Source organism: Lysinibacillus sp. SGAir0095 (assembly GCF_005491425.1).
Classification (GTDB): Bacteria; Bacillota; Bacilli; order Bacillales_A; family Planococcaceae; genus Ureibacillus.
In genome coordinates this window covers 1,589,807-1,611,949 of record NZ_CP028083.1, presented here as the reverse complement: position 1 = coordinate 1,611,949, position 22,143 = coordinate 1,589,807, and the positions used below count along the sequence as shown (strand labels likewise).

The 22,143-nt window shown below is 36.6% G+C and carries 18 protein-coding genes and 2 riboswitches; of the genes, 2 read left to right on the top strand and 16 right to left on the bottom strand.

Annotated elements, in window-relative coordinates; genetic code table 11:
• Window positions 1-128 precede the first annotated feature (128 nt).
• Together C1N55_RS07925 and C1N55_RS07920 are read right to left on the bottom strand one after the other, a co-directional pair.
• A complete protein-coding gene (locus C1N55_RS07925; protein WP_370452602.1) occupies window positions 129-1,577 on the bottom strand; it encodes a RecQ family ATP-dependent DNA helicase in 1,449 nt (482 codons plus the stop codon).
• Window positions 1,564-2,607 carry a YpbB family protein gene (locus C1N55_RS07920; protein ID WP_137728318.1) on the bottom strand — a complete coding sequence of 348 codons (1,044 nt, stop codon included), beginning with the start codon at window positions 2,605-2,607 and terminating at the stop codon, window positions 1,564-1,566. Before C1N55_RS07920 ends, C1N55_RS07925 begins: the two co-directional genes overlap by 14 nt.
• Before the next feature lie 105 nt (window positions 2,608-2,712).
• Between C1N55_RS07920 and C1N55_RS07915 the strand changes: the two genes are divergently transcribed.
• Window positions 2,713-2,961, top strand: coding sequence for a ferredoxin (locus C1N55_RS07915; protein ID WP_137728317.1), 249 nt, complete (start codon window positions 2,713-2,715; stop codon window positions 2,959-2,961).
• Window positions 2,962-3,087: 126 nt separating this feature from the next.
• Here C1N55_RS07915 and C1N55_RS07910 read toward each other — a convergent pair whose 3' ends face one another.
• Window positions 3,088-3,759, bottom strand: a complete 672-nt coding sequence (locus C1N55_RS07910) for a DUF1129 family protein (protein ID WP_168193822.1) — start codon at window positions 3,757-3,759, stop codon at window positions 3,088-3,090.
• Entirely contained in the window at window positions 3,743-4,084 is a 342-nt protein-coding gene (locus C1N55_RS07905) for a PadR family transcriptional regulator (RefSeq protein WP_137728315.1), read from the bottom strand. Before C1N55_RS07905 ends, C1N55_RS07910 begins: the two co-directional genes overlap by 17 nt.
• A 240-nt stretch (window positions 4,085-4,324) precedes the next feature.
• Between C1N55_RS07905 and C1N55_RS07900 the strand changes: the two genes are divergently transcribed.
• Window positions 4,325-5,086 carry an enoyl-ACP reductase FabI gene (locus C1N55_RS07900; protein ID WP_370452615.1) on the top strand — a complete coding sequence of 254 codons (762 nt, stop codon included), beginning with the start codon at window positions 4,325-4,327 and terminating at the stop codon, window positions 5,084-5,086.
• 95 nt (window positions 5,087-5,181) lie between these two features.
• On the opposite strand, the gene C1N55_RS07895 is transcribed toward C1N55_RS07900, so the two are convergent.
• The 12 genes from C1N55_RS07895 to C1N55_RS07840 form a co-directional block, all read right to left on the bottom strand.
• On the bottom strand, window positions 5,182-5,892 hold the full coding sequence (locus C1N55_RS07895) for an ECF transporter S component (protein ID WP_205758524.1): 711 nt from the start codon (window positions 5,890-5,892) through the stop codon (window positions 5,182-5,184).
• Window positions 5,865-7,514: an ABC transporter ATP-binding protein gene (locus C1N55_RS07890; protein ID WP_137728312.1), complete on the bottom strand. Its 1,650-nt coding sequence runs from the start codon at window positions 7,512-7,514 to the stop codon at window positions 5,865-5,867. The genes C1N55_RS07895 and C1N55_RS07890 overlap by 28 nt, the downstream gene beginning before the upstream one ends.
• A complete protein-coding gene (locus C1N55_RS07885; RefSeq protein ID WP_137728311.1) occupies window positions 7,487-8,368 on the bottom strand; it encodes an energy-coupling factor transporter transmembrane component T in 882 nt (293 codons plus the stop codon). The genes C1N55_RS07890 and C1N55_RS07885 overlap by 28 nt, the downstream gene beginning before the upstream one ends.
• The gene (locus tag C1N55_RS07880) at window positions 8,365-9,261 is read right to left on the bottom strand and encodes a DUF4430 domain-containing protein (RefSeq protein WP_137728310.1); all 897 of its coding nucleotides are present in this window, start codon (window positions 9,259-9,261) and stop codon (window positions 8,365-8,367) included. The genes C1N55_RS07885 and C1N55_RS07880 overlap by 4 nt, the downstream gene beginning before the upstream one ends.
• A gap of 14 nt (window positions 9,262-9,275) precedes the next feature.
• Window positions 9,276-10,784, bottom strand: coding sequence for an S-layer homology domain-containing protein (locus tag C1N55_RS07875; RefSeq protein WP_168193821.1), 1,509 nt, complete (start codon window positions 10,782-10,784; stop codon window positions 9,276-9,278).
• Between the two features lie 129 nt (window positions 10,785-10,913).
• Window positions 10,914-14,768: an S-layer homology domain-containing protein gene (locus tag C1N55_RS20665; RefSeq protein ID WP_137728308.1), complete on the bottom strand. Its 3,855-nt coding sequence runs from the start codon at window positions 14,766-14,768 to the stop codon at window positions 10,914-10,916.
• A gap of 177 nt (window positions 14,769-14,945) precedes the next feature.
• A riboswitch (cobalamin riboswitch) is annotated at window positions 14,946-15,148 on the bottom strand.
• Window positions 15,149-15,247: 99 nt separating this feature from the next.
• Window positions 15,248-15,949: a TlpA family protein disulfide reductase gene (locus C1N55_RS07865; RefSeq protein ID WP_137728307.1), complete on the bottom strand. Its 702-nt coding sequence runs from the start codon at window positions 15,947-15,949 to the stop codon at window positions 15,248-15,250.
• 187 nt (window positions 15,950-16,136) lie between these two features.
• Window positions 16,137-17,471 (bottom strand): type I glutamate--ammonia ligase, encoded by a 1,335-nt coding sequence (gene glnA / locus C1N55_RS07860; protein ID WP_137728306.1) that lies wholly within the window; start codon window positions 17,469-17,471, stop codon window positions 16,137-16,139.
• 50 nt (window positions 17,472-17,521) lie between these two features.
• Window positions 17,522-17,920, bottom strand: a complete 399-nt coding sequence (locus C1N55_RS07855) for a MerR family transcriptional regulator (RefSeq protein WP_137728305.1) — start codon at window positions 17,918-17,920, stop codon at window positions 17,522-17,524.
• Between the two features lie 1,110 nt (window positions 17,921-19,030).
• Window positions 19,031-19,609: an ECF transporter S component gene (locus tag C1N55_RS07850; RefSeq protein WP_137728304.1), complete on the bottom strand. Its 579-nt coding sequence runs from the start codon at window positions 19,607-19,609 to the stop codon at window positions 19,031-19,033.
• A 267-nt stretch (window positions 19,610-19,876) separates the two neighbouring features.
• Window positions 19,877-20,049, bottom strand: a riboswitch (FMN riboswitch).
• 105 nt (window positions 20,050-20,154) lie between these two features.
• Window positions 20,155-21,396 carry a hypothetical protein gene (locus tag C1N55_RS07845; RefSeq protein ID WP_137728303.1) on the bottom strand — a complete coding sequence of 414 codons (1,242 nt, stop codon included), beginning with the start codon at window positions 21,394-21,396 and terminating at the stop codon, window positions 20,155-20,157.
• A complete protein-coding gene (locus C1N55_RS07840; RefSeq protein ID WP_137728302.1) occupies window positions 21,386-21,928 on the bottom strand; it encodes an RNA polymerase sigma factor SigX in 543 nt (180 codons plus the stop codon). Before C1N55_RS07840 ends, C1N55_RS07845 begins: the two co-directional genes overlap by 11 nt.
• Window positions 21,929-22,143: the final 215 nt, after the last annotated feature.

Below are 22,143 nucleotides of genomic sequence, written 5' to 3'. Positions count from 1 at the left end.
TTATGACGAAATTTCTCTAAAAAGTAAATGATAGGATTGGAAATTTTAAGAGTTTTATGTCGATTAATTAATAAAATCAACAGAATATGGAATTCTATTCGATATACTGAAAGCTTTTCTATTAAAATTTAAGAACTCCCCAACAGTAACTTCTCGATTCTTTTCTTCCAATTCCATTCTATAAGAGTTGTATTTTCAATTTCACGCTTTGAAATGATATTTTTATAGTCTAAACCACAGCACTGACAACAATCATCGGGTGTTCTTTCTAGTGTTTGACCAAAATAGCCCACAAGTTTTTCCCTTACGCATTCAGTTGTATCCACTAATTCCTTTACTTCTTCAACAGCTCTCATTTTCTCATATTTCATAGAATTTAATCGCTGTTTAACCTCAGCCGGCTGAAGCTGGTGCATCCAGTAATCCAACACACGAAAAGCTGTTTCCGAAATTTCTCCATTATGAATCATTGAGGTTGGCAGTTCATTCTTTAGCCGATAATTCACATAGCTATCAACATGGGCATCTACTGGATAATCATCAATTCCGACATATTTTGCAAGTTCTTCATCACCCTCTGCATATAACAAAATGGCAAGCGAATCTTTTCCATCTCTTCCAGCACGACCAATTTCCTGCATGTAATTGGCCATATTTGACGGGATAGATTCGTGGATTACCTGACGAACATTTTGCTTATGTACACCCATCCCAAAAGCGTTCGTTGCAACGATCCACTCAAGAGCTCCATCGATGAACTGCTGCTGTATAAATTGTCTATCCAACGGGTCCATACCCCCATGATAAGCAGCACTAGCTATTCCTGATTGAAGCAATCTTTGACTAAGACTTTCTGTTTTTGACCGGGACTGCGTGTAAATGATTCCTGGTCCTGCTGATTTCGTTACATGATCGAGTATCCAATCAATTTTATCTTCTCTACCTTGAAATTGTTGTTTACCAAGGCGAATATTCGATCGATCTACGGAATGAATAAATTTATATGGCTTGTTCATATTCAAATAGCTTTCAATATCACCAATCACTTTTTCCGTTGCTGTTGCAGATAAAGCCAATATCGGAGGGCGATTTCCTCTCCCAATTGCTTGTCCAATCCGTAAATAATCTGGTCTAAAATCAAAACCCCACTGTGATATACAATGAGCTTCATCGACTACTATTAAAGAAAGCTCCATCGAATTCAATTTTTGTTGAACTTGCTCTTGAAGTAGCATCTCAGGAGAAATGAAAATAAATCGGTAGTCATGTAAATATTGAATTGTCGCCCTTTTTTGTGTTGGATTTAAAAATGAATTGAGTGCCACAACACGCTTTTCTTTAAATTGCTTCATTTGATCCACTTGGTCCTGCATTAAAGAAAGTAATGGTGAGATAATCAAAACAGGCTTATTAAAAATATACCCTGGAAGCTGATAGCAAAGGGATTTTCCCATTCCAGTAGGGAGTAACGCAATCACGTCTTGACCAACAAGCACCCTTTCAATCACTTCTTTTTGACCAGGTCGAAAATCAGAATAACCGAAATATTTTTTAAGGATTTCTTCAAGCTTCAACATGCTCACCTCTTGCAAGTACCAGTCTTAATTGAAAATAAGAAAGATGAGGTAGAACCTCGTGCAAAACCTTCAATTTACGTGTACTATAATCATCTATTGCTGTCAGAACAGCTTTTATATCCTCATTAGAGACAAATTGATGGACTTTGAATTGCGGTTCGTTCATAGCTAATTCCACAATATGATCTTCTATTGTACTCATTTTCAATCCACGAATTCTGCTTATCTGTTCAATCGAATAGCCGTTATTAAAAAGCTCTGCCGACTGATAAGCAGACCCAGTTAAAGGATTTTTGATTCGGATATTCTCAACCAATTGAAATAACAATGGGTATTCTTCGCTTTGAAGTAAAATCTCGCTTAACCAATTATGTAACGAAAAAATATAAATCAATTGTAAATCCATTTCTTTCATATCTTCTTGAAAACTAATTTGTTGCCAAGTTAGTCCAGCCATATTATAACCCGATAAACGAAGAATAAGCGTATTTTTTGCTTGCTCTTCTAAAGCTGTTTTTTCAAGACTATTCACAATTTCCTCTAATAAACTTTGCTGCAATAGTCCATCCTGATATTGATTAGTTCGTAGGAAATTTTTTACCCATTGCTGAACCTGTTCGTCTTTTTGAAGCGGAATAAAAGACATCTCTCCTGCTAGATGATGGGATAGTGACTGGATAACTAGTGATAGCCTAGCAAAGAATACATGCTCATTTCCTCGATAATGCCAGCCATCAAATGGAAAGCTCTGAACGTCTGTTAGCAGTTCGTGTGCTTTTCTCGTTAATTCATAAAATCCATCTTCTTTAACAATGAGCAATTGTTCTTCGATTAATGCCGAGACTTCATCATCATACTTATATCTTGATAATTTTGGCAGTATTCCAAAATAGTTATGTAATTGATAAATTCCAACATCCTGCATGGTTTGACCTGAACGTTTCCCTCTAAGTAGATGAAACGGTGCGGATATTGTACGTTCTTGGTTAAATTTGTGGAATATTTGTATAAGAATCTGTTGGAAAATCAAAATCAATCCTCCATTTCGAACTATTAGGTTGAAAAGTAAATTAAACAGATTTAGAATAGAAAAGAAGCTTTAATTGGAAGCGCACGTGAAAAAGGAGAGAAAAACATGCCAAAATTTACAATTGTAGATAAAGATACATGTATTGCTTGTGGCGCTTGTGGTGCTGCAGCCCCAGATATTTATGATTATGATGATGAAGGTATTGCCTTCGTTATTATTGATGATAACATGGGTACTGCTGAAGTACCAGAAGATTTACTAGAAGACATGCAGGATGCATTTGAAGGCTGCCCAACAGATTCGATCAAAGTAGCAGAGGAATCATTTGAGGGTGACCCTTTAAAATATGAATAATTAAAAGAGGTTGGCTCGAAGCCCAACCTCTTTTTAGTGGATAGAAAAATGATAGTTTTCAAGGATACCAGTATAAATAAAGACAAAACCTCGACCTAATTAGTTGAGGTTTTGTCTTTTCTACTTTTACTTCGATTCTCTTAATTTTTTAAACAAAAAGGCAGCGAGTATAAAGAAGCAGCCCAGACCGAACTGAAGTAGGTAGGAAATTGTAAAAGCTGGACCAAATGGCTCTAAAACAAAATTTGCACCAACTCCTCCTATGAAAAAAAGAACAAAGAGGAATCCAAGATACCAATTAACCTTACTTTTCCCTTTTTTATCCTCAAACGCAGTTTTTTTAAGGATACCAAATAAAAAGAATAGCAATGTCACAACACTAGCGATTAGTAGGATGCCCGACAGCAGTAATGATCCAAGATGGATGGTTTGATCCTCCCCTGATATTAATGGGATGATTCCACCAACAACTAAGTACCAACCGAATAATGTAAATACCATTTCAAGTACAAAATCAACTGTTTCTTTAAATGATTCTTTTGGAAGAGTTTGAATAATCTCTTCTGCCAATTCTTTTGGTGATTTACCAAAGACATCCTCTGCTTTTTTCCCTTCTCTTTGCGCCTCTAATAAATGATCCAACATTTCAAGTAGTACTTCCTCTACCGCTCGTTCACTTTTTAATGCATTTGTCCGAATATAAACAAGCATATTCTCGTAATACTCTTGATTTTCTGGGGTTAGGCTTTTCCTCTTATCATTATTTTGCCTAACTAGTTCCTTAACTGTCATTTGCATCCTCATCACCTCTTAATATATTTGTAATTGGCGTGCTCAATGAATCCCATTCCTGTCTTATTAAATCCAAATTGTCTTTCCCCTCTTTGGTTAAGGAATAATATTTTCTGTTAGGTCCACTATCGGACGGCCGCATTGTTCCTACAATCCAATTGCTTTTTTGTAAGCGTAATAGGACGGGGTATATCGTTCCTTCACTAATATCCTTTAAGCCATATTGCTGTAATTTCTGTGATAACTCATACCCATAAATCTCTTCTTTTTCAATAATTGCTAAGACACATCCATCTAATATTCCTTTTAATAGCTGGCTTCGAATGGACAATTCATTCACCTCTCTATCTTATTATACAAGATACCTAACCACGCTCTACCTTGCTATATAAAGTAGTTACCTTTAGTATATTGCAATGCAAAATAGCTGTCAACTATTTTGCATTACAAGTTACCACTCTCTTATTGATTTTCTTACGATGAACTGTTAAACTTAATATTAGTAGTTGGTACTAATAACTGATGTAAAATTTATTAAGCAAAGGGGATCATCGGATTGGATTTATTACAAATGAAGGACAAAAATATTGTTGTAATGGGCGTTGCCAATGAACGAAGCATTGCATGGGGAATTGCAAAAAAACTTTTAGAGGTTGGTGCTAACGTAATCTTCACTTACCGAAAAGAACGTTCCAAAGGAAAAATTGAAAAAGTACTTGAAAATTATACAGACTATAAAACTGCTGTTATCGAATGTGACGTTAATAGTGATGAAAGTATCGCAACAGCATTCGCACAAATCGGTGAACAGTTTGGTGTTATTCACGGAATTGTGCACTCTGTTGCATTTGCTCACGCAGAAGACTTAAAAAATCGCTTTGTGGAAACAACTCGAGAAGGCTATGCATTTGCTCAGGATACAAGTGCTTACTCATTAGTTGCTGTTGCCAATGCAGCTCGTCCATTTATGACAGAAGGTGGCTCGATTGTCACAATGAGTTACTTAGGCGGCCAACGTGTCCTTGACGGATATAATGTGATGGGTGTTGCAAAAGCAGCTCTTGAAGCGGCAATGCGCTACCTAGCAGCAGATTTAGGTGCTGAAGGAATTCGTGTAAATGCGATTTCAGCAGGGGCAATCCGAACTTTAGCGGCAAAGGGTGTACCAAGCTTCAACCAAATCCTTCATAAAATTGAAGAACAATCACCATTAAAACGCAATACAAACCAAGATGAAGTAGCAGATATGACTCTCGTAATGCTAAGCGCTCTATCTCGTGGTGTAACTGGCGAAACTATCTATGTGGATTGCGGTTATAATATTATTGGTTAATTCTTTTTAACTGCAAATAGTAAAACAGGACACCTAAGAGCACTTAGGTAAGTCCTGTTTTTTTATCTGTTATGCTACTTAACTGTCGTCTTGCTTTAGTTATTCAATATATTGTATTTTACCTTAATTCTCTTCAACTTCTCGCCTATTGGTTTGGTAAGTAAAAGTAAAAATATCACATTCGAGATGGCATACATTATCGTAAATGGAATTGCCGTGCTCAAGGCAGTAACATAGGCTTCAATTGAAAATAACCCTGATATTGAAATGACACTCCACACATCCATTCCAAAAGAATAAAGGATGCCAGCTATCACTCCAAATATAGTTAATGATAGTTTACTTTCCATTTTTCCTGTTTTACCCAATAACCCGGCTACATAACCAATAAGACCCCATATAAACATTTGAAATGGAGTCCATGGTCCTTGTCCAAAAAATATATTCGATACAATAGCCGATAAAGCACCTGTTAAAAAACCTGCTTCCGCTCCCAAATAAATTCCTGTAATTGCTGTAATAGCTGCAACTGGCTTAAAACCAGGAATCACAGCAAATAGAATACGACCCGCCACTGATATCGCTGCCATTACTGCAATTGTCATGATTTCACGAGGCTGAGGCTTTTTCTTCTCATAGCGAAGGAAAAACGGCAAGCACGAAAGCATCGCCAAGATGATTGATATAAAATAATATTTCCTATCTCCTAAAAAAGTTACTCCACTATAAATTACTAATGGCATAATAATGAAAATTATAATGATATTACATATTTTTCTTAGGTCATAACGCTTGTTTGATTGCATAACTTCACCACATCCTCACAAGTAATCGCATTTCGAAACAAGTTTTTGGATAACCGGTGAGCTGCTGTAGTATAGAAACTATTCCCGCTATAGAACTTTCTTGGTATATCGGTGGTTATTATTTGTCCATCAAACAATAATGAACAACGATCACTGAACTTAGCTGAAAATTCAATATCATGTGTCACCATTAATATAGTTATTCCTTTTTGTTGCAATGCTTGTAGCGTACTTCCTAAAGACTCTTTGGCATGTGCATCCAATCCTTTCGTTGGTTCATCCAACATTAACATTTGCGGTTCTAATAATAGTAGCTTTGCTAAAGCCACTTTTTGCTGCTCTCCTCCACTCAAATCATATGGATGGCGGTGTAGAAGTTTATCTAATTCAAATAAATTTATGATAGCATCCAATTTTGAGCTTGTTTTAGTAACATCCGCCATTACCTGCAACTCTTTTTTGACCGTTTTTTCTACGAACAATACAACAGGATTTTGCGGTAATACAGCCAATTGATTTCTGTACAATTCTACATTTGAAAATTTTGCAATTTTTTTGCCTCTAAGAAATACTTGTCCTTGATATGGTTTTAATAAACTCGACAACACCTTCAATGCAGTCGACTTCCCTGTTCCATTACCGCCGATAACTGACATAAATTCACCAGTAAACACTTGCAAATTAAAGTAATGCAATATATCCTCGCCATCTTTTTGATAGCGAAAGGCTACATCTTTCGCTTCTAACAACACTTTTTTATTTTGCGCGCTCTCATTTTCTTCTAGCTCTCCATTCTGAAAACCTTGGTTTAAAAGCCAACGTCGCCCTTCTCGAATGGTCAAAGGGGCAGCTCCTTTCTGACCCATGGCAGAAAAAATTCGCATGGCAGAAGGCAGGGCTGACAACATCGGATGGTAAGTAGGTAAACCATCTAATAAATTTATTGGTGCGCCATTGTAGATTATTGAGCCTTCATCCATAACAACTACTCTACTTGCAATTGGAAGTACATCCTCTAAACGATGCTCTACTAAGATAATTGTTAATCCCAGCTCTTCATTCAATTTTCTAAGCATTCCCAGAAATTCACTGGCAGCTATCGGATCTAATTGGGATGTCGGTTCATCAAGTAATAAGACTTTTGGTTGCATCACCGTTATAGCGGCTAAATTTAGCAGCTGTTTTTGACCGCCTGAAAGATTGACTGTTTTTTGGCGGTACCATGTTTGAATCCCTAAAAAATTCGCCATTTCAGCCACTCGTCTGCGAATAGTAGATTTATCCAAACCAATATTCTCCAACCCGAATGCAAGCTCATGCCATACTTTATCTGTCACAATTTGATTATCTGGGTTTTGTGATACATAACCAATTTCTGAAGCTGTTACGCGCTGGTCTAATTCATCCATAGATCTATTCTTGTATAGAAGATCACCAGTCAAATTTCCATGTGGTGCTATCTCTCGCTTTAGTTGTTTGATTAATGTACTTTTACCACACCCAGATTGACCAATAAGTACGACCAATTCTCCTTCTTCAATCTCTAAATTAATAGATTGAAGAGCGTCATTCTCTTCTCCTGGATAACGAAAGCTTAAATTCTTGATTGTAAGTAGTGCCATTTGATGTCCCCTTTCACATTCGTTACGATTGGTATGGACAATAGGATTGCATATACAGAGTAAAAGAAAATGTAATCAGCAGACCAACTGATTTCTGTAAAAGTAGGATAGTAATAAAACATTGTATAGCCTCTTAATACGCCATACACACAAATTATCAATAATATCGTCAGCCAACCAATCATAAATAAATCTCGCTTTTCTAGTATGAATATGGAAAATGTAGTACGATTCTTCAAACCATAGCCTCTTGCCTTCATAGAATCTGCAGTCTCTATTGAATTTTCCAATGCCCATGTTACTAATATAGAAAGAATTCTTATAACGACTTTTACACGATGCCACGGTGTACCGACCGTATAGTCCATTCCAATTGTTTTTTGTGCTTGTGCAATAACTCGTAATTGATGCTTAAATCGCGGTATTAACCGCATTGTAATAGAAATAGTTAAAGCGAAAACCGGTGATATCTTTGCAAATAAATATAAAAACTTATCGGAGGTCATAGCTTCGTTATAGCAACTAAACCAAAATAAAACAGCTACAATCATCAATGCTATCGCAATCCCATAGGCAATTGCTTCTATAGTAATTGGATTGTTATTAACATATAAAATCACTAACTGACCATTATGGCTAATAAGAGGATTTACAATAGCCATGGCGAAAAATAAAGGAATAAAATACCAACTAGATCGCAAAAAATGTCCTTTAAACCACAGCGCTCTTAAACACAACGCAGCTAAAAAAGTACAAACCAAATAGACTGGATGCATAAAAAACATCGTCATGCAAATGACCACTACAAAATAATAAAAAATTACACTAGGATGATAGGATTCAAATGCCTTCATTTGCTACCATTCCAGTCATGTCCTAAATCCCTGCCTAAATCCACCGTATAGTGCCATTCAATGACATCGCCATCCTTCAGCACATATTGGCTGCAGCCAAAGTTCGGAAAGACACCATTAACACTATACATCCATCCACTTAGTTCACCTGCACTAAATTCGTAAAGATGGTTAATACCTTCAACGTATACACTGTTGTAAATATTTTCGTTGGCACCCTGATACTCTAGTTGAATGCTATGTTCCTTCGTAGCTCGAAGTAGCACATCCCAAACCGTTTCCTTTTCACTAAGCAATTCATACTTCGAAGCTTTCAAAATCACTCCATTACTTGGGACGTATTTTTCACTTTGTAACGGCGCCTCTAGTAATTCCCAATTATTTAATAATGTTTTTACATAGATGCCAATAGTTACATACCGTTTAGGACTAGACTCTATCTCTTCATTTGGTTTTGGTTTAGGTTGGGTAGATGGTTGATTGGTATTCGGTTTTTCGGTTTGGGTTGCAGTTTTGCTATCTTCTTTTGTTCCGACAGTTTTTTCAGGATGTTTCGATTCTGATTTCGACGGATTTTGCTCTTTTAATTTTTGAGTTGTAGAAGTAGTTTTTGATTTCTCTTCCGTTTTCGTTTCTTTATTTTGTTCAACTGGTGCAGTAGTTTCTACAACGGTATTTTCAATTAAATTTTCTTTAGTGAGCTCTTTTTCACCCTGTGCGATTTCAAGGTTCTTTTGCCGTTCAATTTTATTACTCTTTTCTTCCTGCTCATTTTGTATACTTTGTTCATCTACCTCAAGTTTTTCGTGCTCACTAACCGTCTCTATATTGCATGCAGCCAACAAATAACTAAAGAGAAATATAATTACAAACAAAAAACCTTTGCGCCCCATTCGAAATGTCCCTCCTATCTATTAAACTGTTTATAAAAATTGACGAATATTACACAAGCTTGACCACGTGTAGTATATTGGGAAGGATTAAAGGAACCATTTGAACCAGTGGCAATTTTATAATCATATAGTAAGGTAATCGCATTTTTTGTTTCCTCATTAAATCTTTGAATATCATTGTATGGAGCCAGTTTCTCAGGGTTATATGCGAAGCCCTTTTCGTATTTAAATGCTCTACCTAACATTTGCGCCAACTCAACTCTTGTTAATTTTTCATTCGGTCTTAACTGGCCATTTTGAGAGCTTGTAATAATACCAGCTTCATAAGCTGCCCCAATTCTTTTTTGAGTTGCTAAATCTAATTTAGTCGTATCATTATAAGGTCCTACTTTTGTACCTTCCAGGCCTATGATACGTGAGATTATGGAGATTGCTTGAAGCCGAGTAATCGTATTATTCGGTTTGAACGTATTATCTGGATAACCACTAATTAAGCCAATAGTTGATGCTTCATCTATAAAACTTCGAGCCCAATGGTTTTTGGTATCTATAAAACGCTTAGTACTGCTTTGTTTCGTATCCGACATATCGTATAATTTCGTTTTCTTTGATAATAGTCGATGGTAAGAGGCTAAAGCATAACTTGCCTGTTCCGTAGCCATACCATCTGAAGATTTATCTAAAACATGTTTAAAGCCTCCGTCCGTTCCATTATAAAAGTTTAAAAGTTGAGTAATGATTTTTTTAAACCGTTCATCCCCATCTGGATTTATCCCCATACTCGTTAATGCAACAAGGACTTGTGCCACACTTTCGGAATTCTTCACTTCCCAGCTTTCATAACTGCCATCTGCGCCCTGTATATTAGCAAGTGTTTGAATTGCTTCATCTACTACTTGCTTTATTCTTGGTTGATCTCTATATGTTGATAACGCCTGTATCACCATGGCTGTTATATCTGGGTCTGAAGAAGTACCCGATAAAGCAAAACCGCCATCATCCAATTGTTTACTTAAAATATAATCAATCATCTTTTCTCTACTATTCGAAGCTGTTTCAGGAATTGAATACCCCCAACTATCAAGGGCTATTAAGGCAAAAACGGGTCCATTAATTCCTTGCCAAACGACATTATCAAAATCATATAATTTCTCGACTAAGTTATAGCCACCTACATTTTGCGCATCTTTACCTATAGCAGATAAGGCTAAAATAACCCGAGAATACTCTGTATATTTTCGGCTATGAAGCACACCCTTCATCGCTTTAATGTCATGGACTAAATTATTGTAGTACGTATCATAGTAATTGGATGGAACTTGATAATCACCTCTTGCCAAAGCAAGAATAAACCATTCATTCCCAAACGTTGGATCCGGTAGTGTCTTTACCATATATTTTGCTGCACTATCATATGCGTTTTCAGATGTAATATTGGCAGCATCGGCTTGGGTTACAGAAATACTAAAAATCAATGAAATTAACAGAAAAAATCGAATTATCCTATACTTCAAAACATGCAAATATACTCACTCCTTTATGAATAGAGAAAGGGATCGATTCTATCTCATTTCCTTTCGATCCCTTGTTAACTGATAAAATTCTTAGAGTTTGTTGGGGAAAATAAAGTCTAGCAAACTATCATCCCTGATTTACATCATGTCAGTAATATTTAACGTGCGAGTTAAAATAATTGCCATTTGACCCCGTGTTAAATTTCCATTCGGATCAAAAGTACCGTCTTCTTTTCCATTCATAATCCCCATACTGTTTACGATTGCGATACTTTCTGCAAATTGTTTATTAATTTGCTCACTATCTTTAAATGATAGTTCACTAGTTTGTTCTGCCTTTTTGGATACGTATTCTAAAATACGTGCCATCATAGCAGCTGCCTGTTGTCTAGTTATGTTGGCATTTGGGTTAAATGTTGTTGTAGAAGTACCAGAAGTAATACCTGCCTCGTACAATGCTTGAATATGTGTTTCATACCATTGTCCGTCAGTATCCTTAAACTGACCTTCTTCTTCTGGCTGTAAACCTAATGCATTTGCGATTAGTGCAGCAAAATGAGCACGAGAAATTGACTTATTCGGTGCAAATGTACCATCTTCATGTCCTGCAACAACTCCGCGTTTTGATAAATATTCTATTTCTTCTTTATAAATTGTGTTGGAAATATCCTTGAAGGAATTATTTTGAGTACTGATAACAAATAATCCGCTCGATTTAGTTCTAATAGTAACTTGTCCATCCTTCACCGTATGTGGTATTGCTTTATATTGACCATCTAAAAATTGCAGGAAAACAGCATCCTTTGGAATATCTTTTACTGGAGCTGTTATCTTAACGTATTCTTTACCTGTTTTAATAGTTTGAGTTGTACCATCATTTTTTTCAATTTCGAACTGTACTTGGAAAGCCTGCTTACCTTCTGATTCAATCATCTTTGCTACTAAAATAATTTTTTCATCAGATATGTTAGGGATATTTAAACTTGATTTAGGAACTTCCATTTTTGTCCCTTGATTATCCTTTATAACAAGTACATTGCTCTTCTTATCTTTTAGAATTTCAATTAAATCTTTTGAAGAAATCTCTGCTCTTATTTCACCTTCTCTATTCTCTACGGAAATGGTTGATTCCTTTGATTCTGTTTTCCCATCCTCTGGATTAGTACCTGTAGTAGGCGTATCCTCTCCATCTTCAAAATTACCACCAATATCATTACCTAGATCGGTAGTGTATAGCCACTCAATCTTATCTCCAGGTTTAACTGTATAATAGCCTGCACTATAGCTAGGAAATACTCCATTCACTCGATACATCCATCCACTAAGTGGTCCTCTGTCGAATTCAAACAAGCCATTAATTCCTTCTACATAGACTCCATATTCCGTGTTCCGGGTACTTAAGGCAATGTTATATTTCGAAGTTGCGCGAGTTAAAACGTCGATAACCGTGTCACCATCCACCAAGTCAATTTGAGTTACTGGAAGTGGTTTTTCAGTGTTGGATATCACAATTGAAATAGAAGCACTCTCAATTTTTTCTGAGTTATCCGGGTTCCCTGTATCTCCCCCTGGATTTCCCGGGTTACTTGGATTCCCTGTGTTCCCTTCCCCACCAGGATTATTAGTATCTTGATCCTCATCATCATCATCATCATCATCTTCTGGAGACGTCAATGGAACATCGGACATATCGTATAACGGCGTTTGATTATTTAATAATCTATCGTACGCAGCCAAGGCATAGGCTGTTTGTTGCGTTGCCATGATATTAGTTAACCCATTTTTCGGATGAGCAAAACCACCGTCTATTGTGTAGTACGACAATATATTTGTTAAAATTGATGACCCATTCTCTTTAAGAAATCTTTCATCATTTAATCCATCAATTCCGAGTGTTGATAGTGCTACTAATACTTGATCGGCACTTTGAACATTTTCAGAACCCCACGATTTATAGCCACCATTCTCGGTTTGCATCGTTGCTAATTTTGCAACAGCACGGTCAATCGCTTCTTTGACTTCTTGTTTGCTTTGGTATGGTGCTAATGCTTGAATCACCATTCCCGTCATATCAGGATCTGGATTCGTGCCACTTAATGCAAAGCCTCCACCCGATATTTCTTTTTGCAATATAAACTCGATTAACTTGTTACGAGTTGTTCTATTTTCTGTAACAATATCAGGAATCTCATAATTTTGAGTATCCAATGCAATTAGAGCGAAAATTGCACCATTTATTCCTTGTCTTACCACTTTATCAAGATCTGCTAAGTTCTCTACTAAGTTATAGCCACCAACATCTCTAGCGTCTTTTCCGATTGCTGAAAGTGCAATAATTAAACGCGAATATTCCGTATTATTCCCGCTCAAAACACCTTCTTTATCTTGAAGATGGGCAGCTACATTATTGTAATAAGTTTCAAAGTAACCCTCTGGAACTTCATATCCTCCTCGAGCTAAGGCAAAAACATTCCATTCATTGCCAAATTTTGGAGTTGGTGTTATTGATAGTAAATAAGCATTTGAGGATAATAAAGCTTCTTCTATAGTTGGAGAAACTACTATACTAGTGGATGCTTTGACATCTCCACTTTCTGAAGCAGCAGTGATGGTTGCTTTTCCTTTACCAATGGCCCGAATAACGCCATCTACAACTGTAACAACTTTTTCATCACTACTTGACCAGATCACTCGCTCTGTTGCATTTGTTGGTTTTAATGTAACTTTAATAGAAGCAGTATCTCCAACCTTAGGTAATGAAATGTTCTTTTCAGTTAATGTAATTTTTGTTATTAATATTTTTTTGAGTTCTATTAATCGATTTTGCAATTCTTGTAATTTTACAAAATTAGTAACCGCTATTTTTTCAGAGTCACTTAATTTTTCGTATTCATTTGTTGCTTGTACAATTGATTCTTCATGTGTTGCATTAACCATATCGACCTGTGGCAATGTATCAATTTGAGAAATAACATCATGAACACGAACTAATGAATTATAGGCATTTTCTTTTTGAACAAGTATTTCTAAGTTTGTTACAAGTGCTTTTTGTTCTATATTCAAAGCTTCGTAAGCTTGACGGGCATTTTGAATCGCTAATTGGTTTCTTTCACTAATTTCTTCAATCGTTGGAAGCGAAGATATAAGTGAGATAACATTTGCTATCGCTTGATCATCATCATTATCAACCGGACTGCTGGTTTTTGATCCTTCACTATTTACTGGATGTACAGTTATCTTGGTAAATGGACGGTTAATATTACTATACTTTCCTTCACCTCGAACTGCGGTAATTTCATACTCACCTGGTTCAGAAAATTGAAGTGTGACATTACCTTCTGTATCTGTTATATATAGAGATTTTTCGCCATTGATGACAAGCTCTGCATTTTCAATAGGTGCATGATAATCCTGCCAATCCTCATTTTTAAATGCCCCTTGTAAATTCAATGTAATATTTTCATTAATTTCAGATGAATAACCTGGGTGTTCAAAAAATGTATATGGATTGTTCTCCCAATTAGTTGTAAAATACATAACAATCATATCGCCATCTTTAACTTCTTGCTGGCTTACGCCATAATTGGATATAACATGATTATGCGTATACATCCAACCGTCCTGGCTACCGGTACTAAATGTCTCTAAGCCTGCAATATTTGATATATACATGCCTCCGCCAAAATCAAACTCACTGGAGTTTTCGACATCATAACCTGCTTGATCCAATGCTTTAATAATTGCATGAATGGCATAAACAGTAGAATCACCTTCATCCATCGAATCTAGTAGACTACCGTATTCTGAATAAATTTCATTAGCATTTACATCAACCGCTGTTAGTGGAACAATTGTTTCATTTAGCCCCTCAATTCGAACCTGTACAGTTGAACTATCTGTCAGCTCATCAGCGTTTACTGTTACCGGCGAAAATAATGAAAGCGTTAACAAAAATGTTAGAAATACATTCAAGCCTTTTTTAAATAGATCCACTTACCAAAACCCCCTTGTTTCTTTTTTTAGTGAATTGCATGCAAGATAAAATGACAAAATAAAAAACCGCTAGCTCTCAAATTGAGAAATAGCGGAAAATAGAAAAAAGCATATAAAGTACCTATCCATATACCCATTGGTCTATTTGCCGTACATTCTCCTAAATTCCGAAGAGATTTGATACGATCAGAGAAAGGTAGGTCTCCTGGCTTGTGCATCCTTTTACTCTAAGAACCTTCCCATCTACTAGAAGCTTTTTTCTTCGTTTGACAGTGGCATCTTCTTATTTCATCTGCACTTACAGTTGCGGAAACAGCTTCGGCATTTTACCGAATTCCCTATTAAGCTACATGATTAGCACCTTTATCCTGCAATTCTATTCACTTACAATTGAGTATAATCTTAACTATTAGCTTGTTCAAGAACAAATCATAGTGCTTTCATACCTATTTTAGAAATAAGTGGAAATTTCCTTCTTATTAATCTATTAACTTCTCCTCTAACATTTCCTCAGTAACTGGCCCTATAATCTGCTCAACAACCATACCTTCTTCATTTATTATCATACTTGTTGGTATAGTCAGAATTTCGTAATTAATCGAAACGTCCCCCTTTTCATCCAATAAAATCGGGAAACTAATTCCATATTCATAGGCAAACTTTTTTACTTTATCCATGTTCAATTCTAAGTCGGTTGCATTTACTGCAAGAATTACGAGGTTCTCCCTATTGGCATGTTCTTCGTAGAAACGTTGTATAGCAGGCATCTCCTCAACACAAGGCGCACACCAGGTTGCCCAAAAATTAATAAACACCTTTTTCCCCTCTAAATCTGACAATCGAACAGTTTCACCGGTTAAAGTCTTTAATTCAAAATTCGGTGCTTTCACATTGAGTGCTCGTACCTCTGTTTCTTGTTCGTGGTCATCATGATTATGCCCTCCTTCCTCATGATCATGATAAATTTCTGGTTCATCAATCGATCGGTACTCAACCTGTTGTTCACCTTCTTCAACCTCAGGCTCTTGATCAACTGCTTGATTCAAGGATGTTGAATCCTCTTCATCAAATACAACCTCCAATTGATCTTGTTCATTCGTAAAAAGATTTTTCGATATTGTATTAATCAACGCAGCTAAAATGAGTAATGTTAAGCAAATAGAGACAATTTTCTTCGGCAAACCTTCACCTTACTTTCAAACTTATTCTTTTACAAGTATATGAGTGAAATCTAGTAAAATGAGTTGAAGCAAACGATTGACTAATTTGATTTTACCTGTCTTCATAGTTAAGAAAAGAATGAATTTGATCATTCTATATATAGAAAAAACCGTCTCAAAATCGAGACGGTTTACTTCATCTATAAGATTAGTACATTTTTAAATATTGATCACGTTCCCATGGGTGAACAGCTGTACGGAACATATCATATTCAATTTCTTTTGCTTCTTTGAAGTTAGAATAGATGTGTTCACCAAGTGCTGATTTGATTACTTCATCTTGTTCTAAGTAAGAAAGAGCTTCAAGTAGAGAACCTGGTAAACTCTCAATTCCGTTTTCTTTTAACTCAGCAGAATTCATAACATAGATGTTGCGATCAACTGGCGCTGGTGGTGTTAAACCGTTACGGATACCATCCAAACCTGCTTCTAGTAGAACAGCTAATGCTAAATATGGGTTAGCTGATGGATCAACTGAACGTAATTCAACACGAGTAGATAGACCGCGAGACGCAGGGATACGAATTAATGGTGAACGGTTACGAGCTGACCAAGCAATGTAACATGGTGCTTCATATCCTGGAACTAAACGTTTGTAAGAGTTTACTAATGGGTTAGTTACCGCTGTGAATCCTTTTGCATGTTTCATGATACCAGCCATGAATGAGCGTGCCGTATCGGATAATTGCAAATCTGCATTTTCATCGAAGAACACGTTTTTGTCACCGCTAAATAATGAAAGGTTTGCGTGCATCCCAGATCCGTTCACACCGAATAATGGTTTTGGCATGAATGTTGCATGTAACCCATGTTTACGTGCAATTGTTTTAACAACTAACTTGAATGTTTGAATGTTGTCGCAAGCTTCAACTGCGTTTGCATATTTAAAATCAATTTCGTGTTGACCAGGAGCAACCTCATGGTGAGAAGCTTCGATTTCAAAGCCCATTTCTTCAAGTTCTAACACGATATCACGACGGCAGTTTTCCCCAAGATCCGTTGGTGCTAAGTCGAAGTAACCACCATCATCATTTAATTCTAATGTTGGTTCACCTTTTTCATCTAATTTAAATAAGAAGAATTCTGGCTCTGGTCCTAAGTTAAAGCTTGTGAAACCTAGCTCTTCCATGTTAGCTAATACACGCTTCAAGTTTGCACGTGGATCACCAGCAAATGGTGTACCATCTGGGTTTGTAATATCACAGATTAGTCGTGCTACTTTACCTTTTTCCGCAGTCCATGGGAAGATGACAAATGTATCTAAATCTGGTTTCAAATACATGTCAGATTCTTCAATGCGTACGAACCCTTCTATTGATGATCCATCGAACATCATTTTGTCATCTAGCGCTTTATCTAATTGGCTTAATGGAATTTCTACATTTTTAATAGTACCTAGAATGTCAGTAAATTGTAGACGAATGTATTTTACGCCTTCATCTTTCACGATTTGTTTAATATCTTCTTTTGTGTACTTAACCATTTAATCCACTCTCCTAATATTTGAAATTATTAAAAAATTTAAAATATAATCTACTCACCCTTCGCTTGGAAGAAGCGAGATAAATCTCCTTGCCTTAATGAAGCTTTTTGCATGATTTGTGCTTGCTGCATTTCTTCACGTAAAATTGCTCGAAGTTCTGAATCAGAAATTGTCATTTTGTTAGAAGATTTTACATTGTTGTTGTTTTTTCTCATATCGAATACTTTTTTAATTCCTGCCATATTAATTCCCTGGTCAAGAAGTTCACGAATTTCTAACAATGCATCTACATCGTCAAGTGAGAACATTCTACGATTGCCCTCTGATCTTGCAGGTTCAATTAGTTTATGTTCTTCGTAATATCGAATTTGTCTCGCAGTTAACTCCGTTAATTGCATTACCATGCTTATAGGGAGTAACGGCATTGCTCTTCGAAACTCTCGACTCATCCACATCTCCTCCCTTTCATACGTTTATTCTAAACTATGTAACTTATAATAGCAATACCATGTTAGAAAAAATAACATACAAAAATTAGATTTTTTTCATCTAATTTCTAGATGAAACGAAAAACCTACAGCCACTTGGATTCCCCTGTCTTTGATTGCTTATAATGAACTATTTTAAGCAGTTATTTCAATTGATTTATAACAGCAAACTGGTTTCATTTGGTGTTAGGAATTGATTCTTACCTTGGGAAAACTAGTGACACGGCAGCGTTTTTCTAAAACTAAATGGAGTGCTTTACCATTTTAGAGAGGATGATCATGCTGCTCGTTTACCGTTTTCACTTTTGATTTGCAAAGGCGGGGGCTGGGTCGGTTCTCATTGACTTGTTTTTCCTTTTTTCATTCCTTGGCATAATGTAGCCTTTTCGTTGACCAGCTTTATCATATTTAGGGAATTGGGTGACTGAACAGGCTGCTGGCAGACTATTAACTCCTTTTATTTCTTTCTATTGTCCACGACACTGTTTCTCGAGGACTATTAACTCCTCTTCCTCATGTTTATTGTCCACGACACCGCTTATCAAGGACAACGAACTCCTCTTCCTCCTGTCTATTGTCCTCGACTCGCCTTCTCGCGGACCATTAACTCCTCTTTCTCCCGTTTATTGTCCACGACTCACCATCTCGCAGACTATTAGCTCCTCTTCCACACGTCTATTGTCCATGACACTGCTTATCAAGGACAACGAACTCCTCTTTCTCCCTTTTATTGTCCACGACTCACCATCTCGCGGACTATTAGCTCCTCTTCCACACGTCTATTGTCCATGACACCGCTTATCAAAGACAACGAACTCCTCTTTCACCTGTCTATTGTCCTCGACACATTTTCTCACGGACTAGTTACTCCTCCGCTTTTAACTTTGTCACAAGCCCCCTACTCCCGGACTACCACTTTCAAGCTTTTCTTGTCAGCAATTCAGCCTCTTCTTTCCCTATTGTCTTCACTTTCCAGAAATTCCACCTCATTAATAAATTGGTGTCAACAACTAAAAAAGCTGCTCATTAAGTCATACAAGCGACTTAACGAACAGCTTTGAAATACTCTATTTATAATAAATATTGTGCTCTTTGATTATCGATCCATACTTTCATTGTACGGAACAGTAAGATTATAATAACCATAAGCATAATACCTTTTACAACGTTAAACGGTAGGATACCTAAAATAATTGTTTCTTTCATGTCGAACTCACCCCAACCAAGGAAGTAAGTGTACATAGGCAAAAATGCTAGATAGTTTAATAGGCTCATACCAACTGACATGATGATTGTGCCGGCAACTAAACCAAAGCTTAACCCTTTAATTGATGGGAATTTTTTATAAATGTAGTAGACAGGTAAAATGAATAAAAGGCCCGTTGCAAAGTTTGCCATGTGCCCCACAGGAACTCCTGTTGGCGTACCCGAGAAAATCCAGTCTAAAATGTTTTTAAATAATTCTACTAAAATACCCGCAACCGGTCCCATTGTGATTGCTGCAATCAATGCAGGTACATCACTGAAATCAATCTGTAAAAATACTGGGAACCATGGCAATGGAAAGTTTAGTAGCATTAAGATAAATGAGATACTACTTAACATTGCGATTGTTACGAACGAACGTAACTTAAGCTTTTGATTAAACATAATCAATCTCTCCTCTTTGCTGATTCAACTTAGCTAGAAGAAAGGACAGCCTTTCGATTATTCCTTCAATGAAAAAATAAAATCCCTTACGCAAGTTGCATAAGGGAGAAAATAGGCACATTGAAAACAAGAAAAATTGTACGTTAAATCAAGTATCTCATGTAAGATAAAAAAGATACTCAAAAAACAGTAAAGCAATTACGAATTTTTCGCAAGAGCGTTACCTTAACATACAGTTTCCCTTCGAATAACGAAAAAAGACCGTACCTTCACCTTCTCCCATCCAGACTATACTGTCGGCTTTGGAATCGCACCAAATCCTGCTCAAAATCAAGCTCGCGGGCTGAAGAAACTATAGGCAACATCCTCCAAGTAAATGGTCGGAAGTTGCAATTTCTATCACCGCCGGTCGGGAATTACACCCTGCCCCGAAGATGAATCAATATTTAATTTGTTGTTACAGTCTCATTATATCTCGAGTTTGAGATGATGTAAAGATGTAAAAGCGATGAAAACCTACTCAATTACTATACATTTTTCGTCATTTATTGTTGAATAACCGTCCAATATGAGACCTCATTTGCTCCAACAGGCATCGGAAGTGGCTCTGTAAAGCTAAATCCTTGCCACTCTGTTTGAACAATATTTTCAAATTGAACCTGCATATCGAAATTCGCAGCTGTTAACAAAATCCCCTCAATCATTTGCATCGCTTGAACTTGATCGAAAGCATCTAAATCGATTTCCTCAGTAAATCTTACGGTTGCAATTTGACCTTTTGCAGTTATTTCAAAATCAATATTCGGTAATATTACAGACTGATATATATCATTCGTCTCTTCTTTCATAGCCGTAATCGCTTCTTCTACTGTTGAAAAAGCTTCTCTAAAATTTGGCGCTAAATATGTTGTTCCATCCGTTTGGGTATGTCTAAAGTAATTATACTGAGTTGATTCACCCACTAATGCAATTGGTGTACTTGGCTCCCCAACTTCACTAAATTCAAAAGCAGAGCCTTCTTGATTTAATAGTGCTGCTTCCTCGTAAGAATCGCCAAATGTATCAATTAGAGTAGCAAAATAAGTTGTCAGGGAAGCTGGAGCTATATCGTAAGGTTGATCGTTCGGTAATGTGTGAATCACTTGATCACCTAACTCAGTAATCGTTCCAGCATATGGATGATATTCGCTAAAGCCTATCGCACTTTCCATAAAGAGTGGTGCATAATGATTATATAGTTCTACCCCAGTTGGTGTAATATCTCCAAAATCCTGTTGAATTCTATCATTCGGAATTAATACCGTAACAGGTAAGCTATCTGCTGCATCACTAGCTAATCCCAACTTAAACACCGTATTTCCCACAAGCTCTTCTGGGTAAACTGCCGTACGAAGGTCCCCACTCTCTGCGTTGAATATAGCCATATCAGCGCTAGATTCTTCAGCACTCGATTCCGAACTTTTCATCTCTTGCTCCATATCCCTTGCTTCACTTACTTCCGTACTTGCACTTTCCTCTACAGAATCCGTTGAAGAATATTGATTTATAAAGGACGGTATTAATATCGCCAGTAAAAAGACTGCAGCGATTGAAACAGCAATTGGAACCCACTTAAACTTTCTACTTTGACCTGTATTATGATTATTGGTACTTAAAGGCTCATCATCAAAAAGACCGTCTTCTTTAAGACGATTGAATACGTCTTGTTTTGAACGTTGATCATGAATCTTTGGTACTTTCTCAAGCAAGTCTTCTATTTTTTTGTCTTCCCATTTATCATGACTCATTGTGATTTGCCTCCTTCGCTTCAGTCGTATTTGTCAATATTTCACGGAGCTTATTTATCGCTCGATGCTGGGTAGTTTTAACCTTGCCATCTGTCCAATTAAGGATCGCGGCTGTTTCAGCAATCGATAATTCCTGAAAATAGCGCATAACAATGACCATTTTTTGATCACCCGTACACTTTTCAAGTGCATCTAATAATTCTCGCATTTCATCATTCAGCTCCGTTAGAACTTCCGGAGACTTCATAGGTGAGACTAAACTTTCTGTTTCCCAATTGAATGCGTCGAAAGCATGTGAAGAACGTACCGCATTTTTTCTGAAATAATCGATCGCCACATTTTTAGCAATCGCAAATAGCCATGTTTTTTCCGAGCTTCTTCCTTGAAATCGCTCATAAGATTTTAATACTCTTACATAAACCTCATGGGATAAATCTTCAGCAACCGATCGATTTTTAACCAGATAAATTAAAAATTGAAAGACATCCTTATGATATAGATCATACAAACGATGGAATATGGATTCTTTCACCCATGCCACCCCCGTTCTTAATAAATTTGTCGTATAAGAAGTAATAAAGTTTCAGTAATAATAAAATAATTAGCCATTTTTGCAAGTAAGAAGTTCCTACCCGTCCTATATAAAAAGGGTATCCCTAAAGTTTTATTCACATACTTTAGAGATACCCTAGACGACAGCTTAGAATGTACAAAATCAATTCTTAAACTGCTAAAGCGCTACTTCAA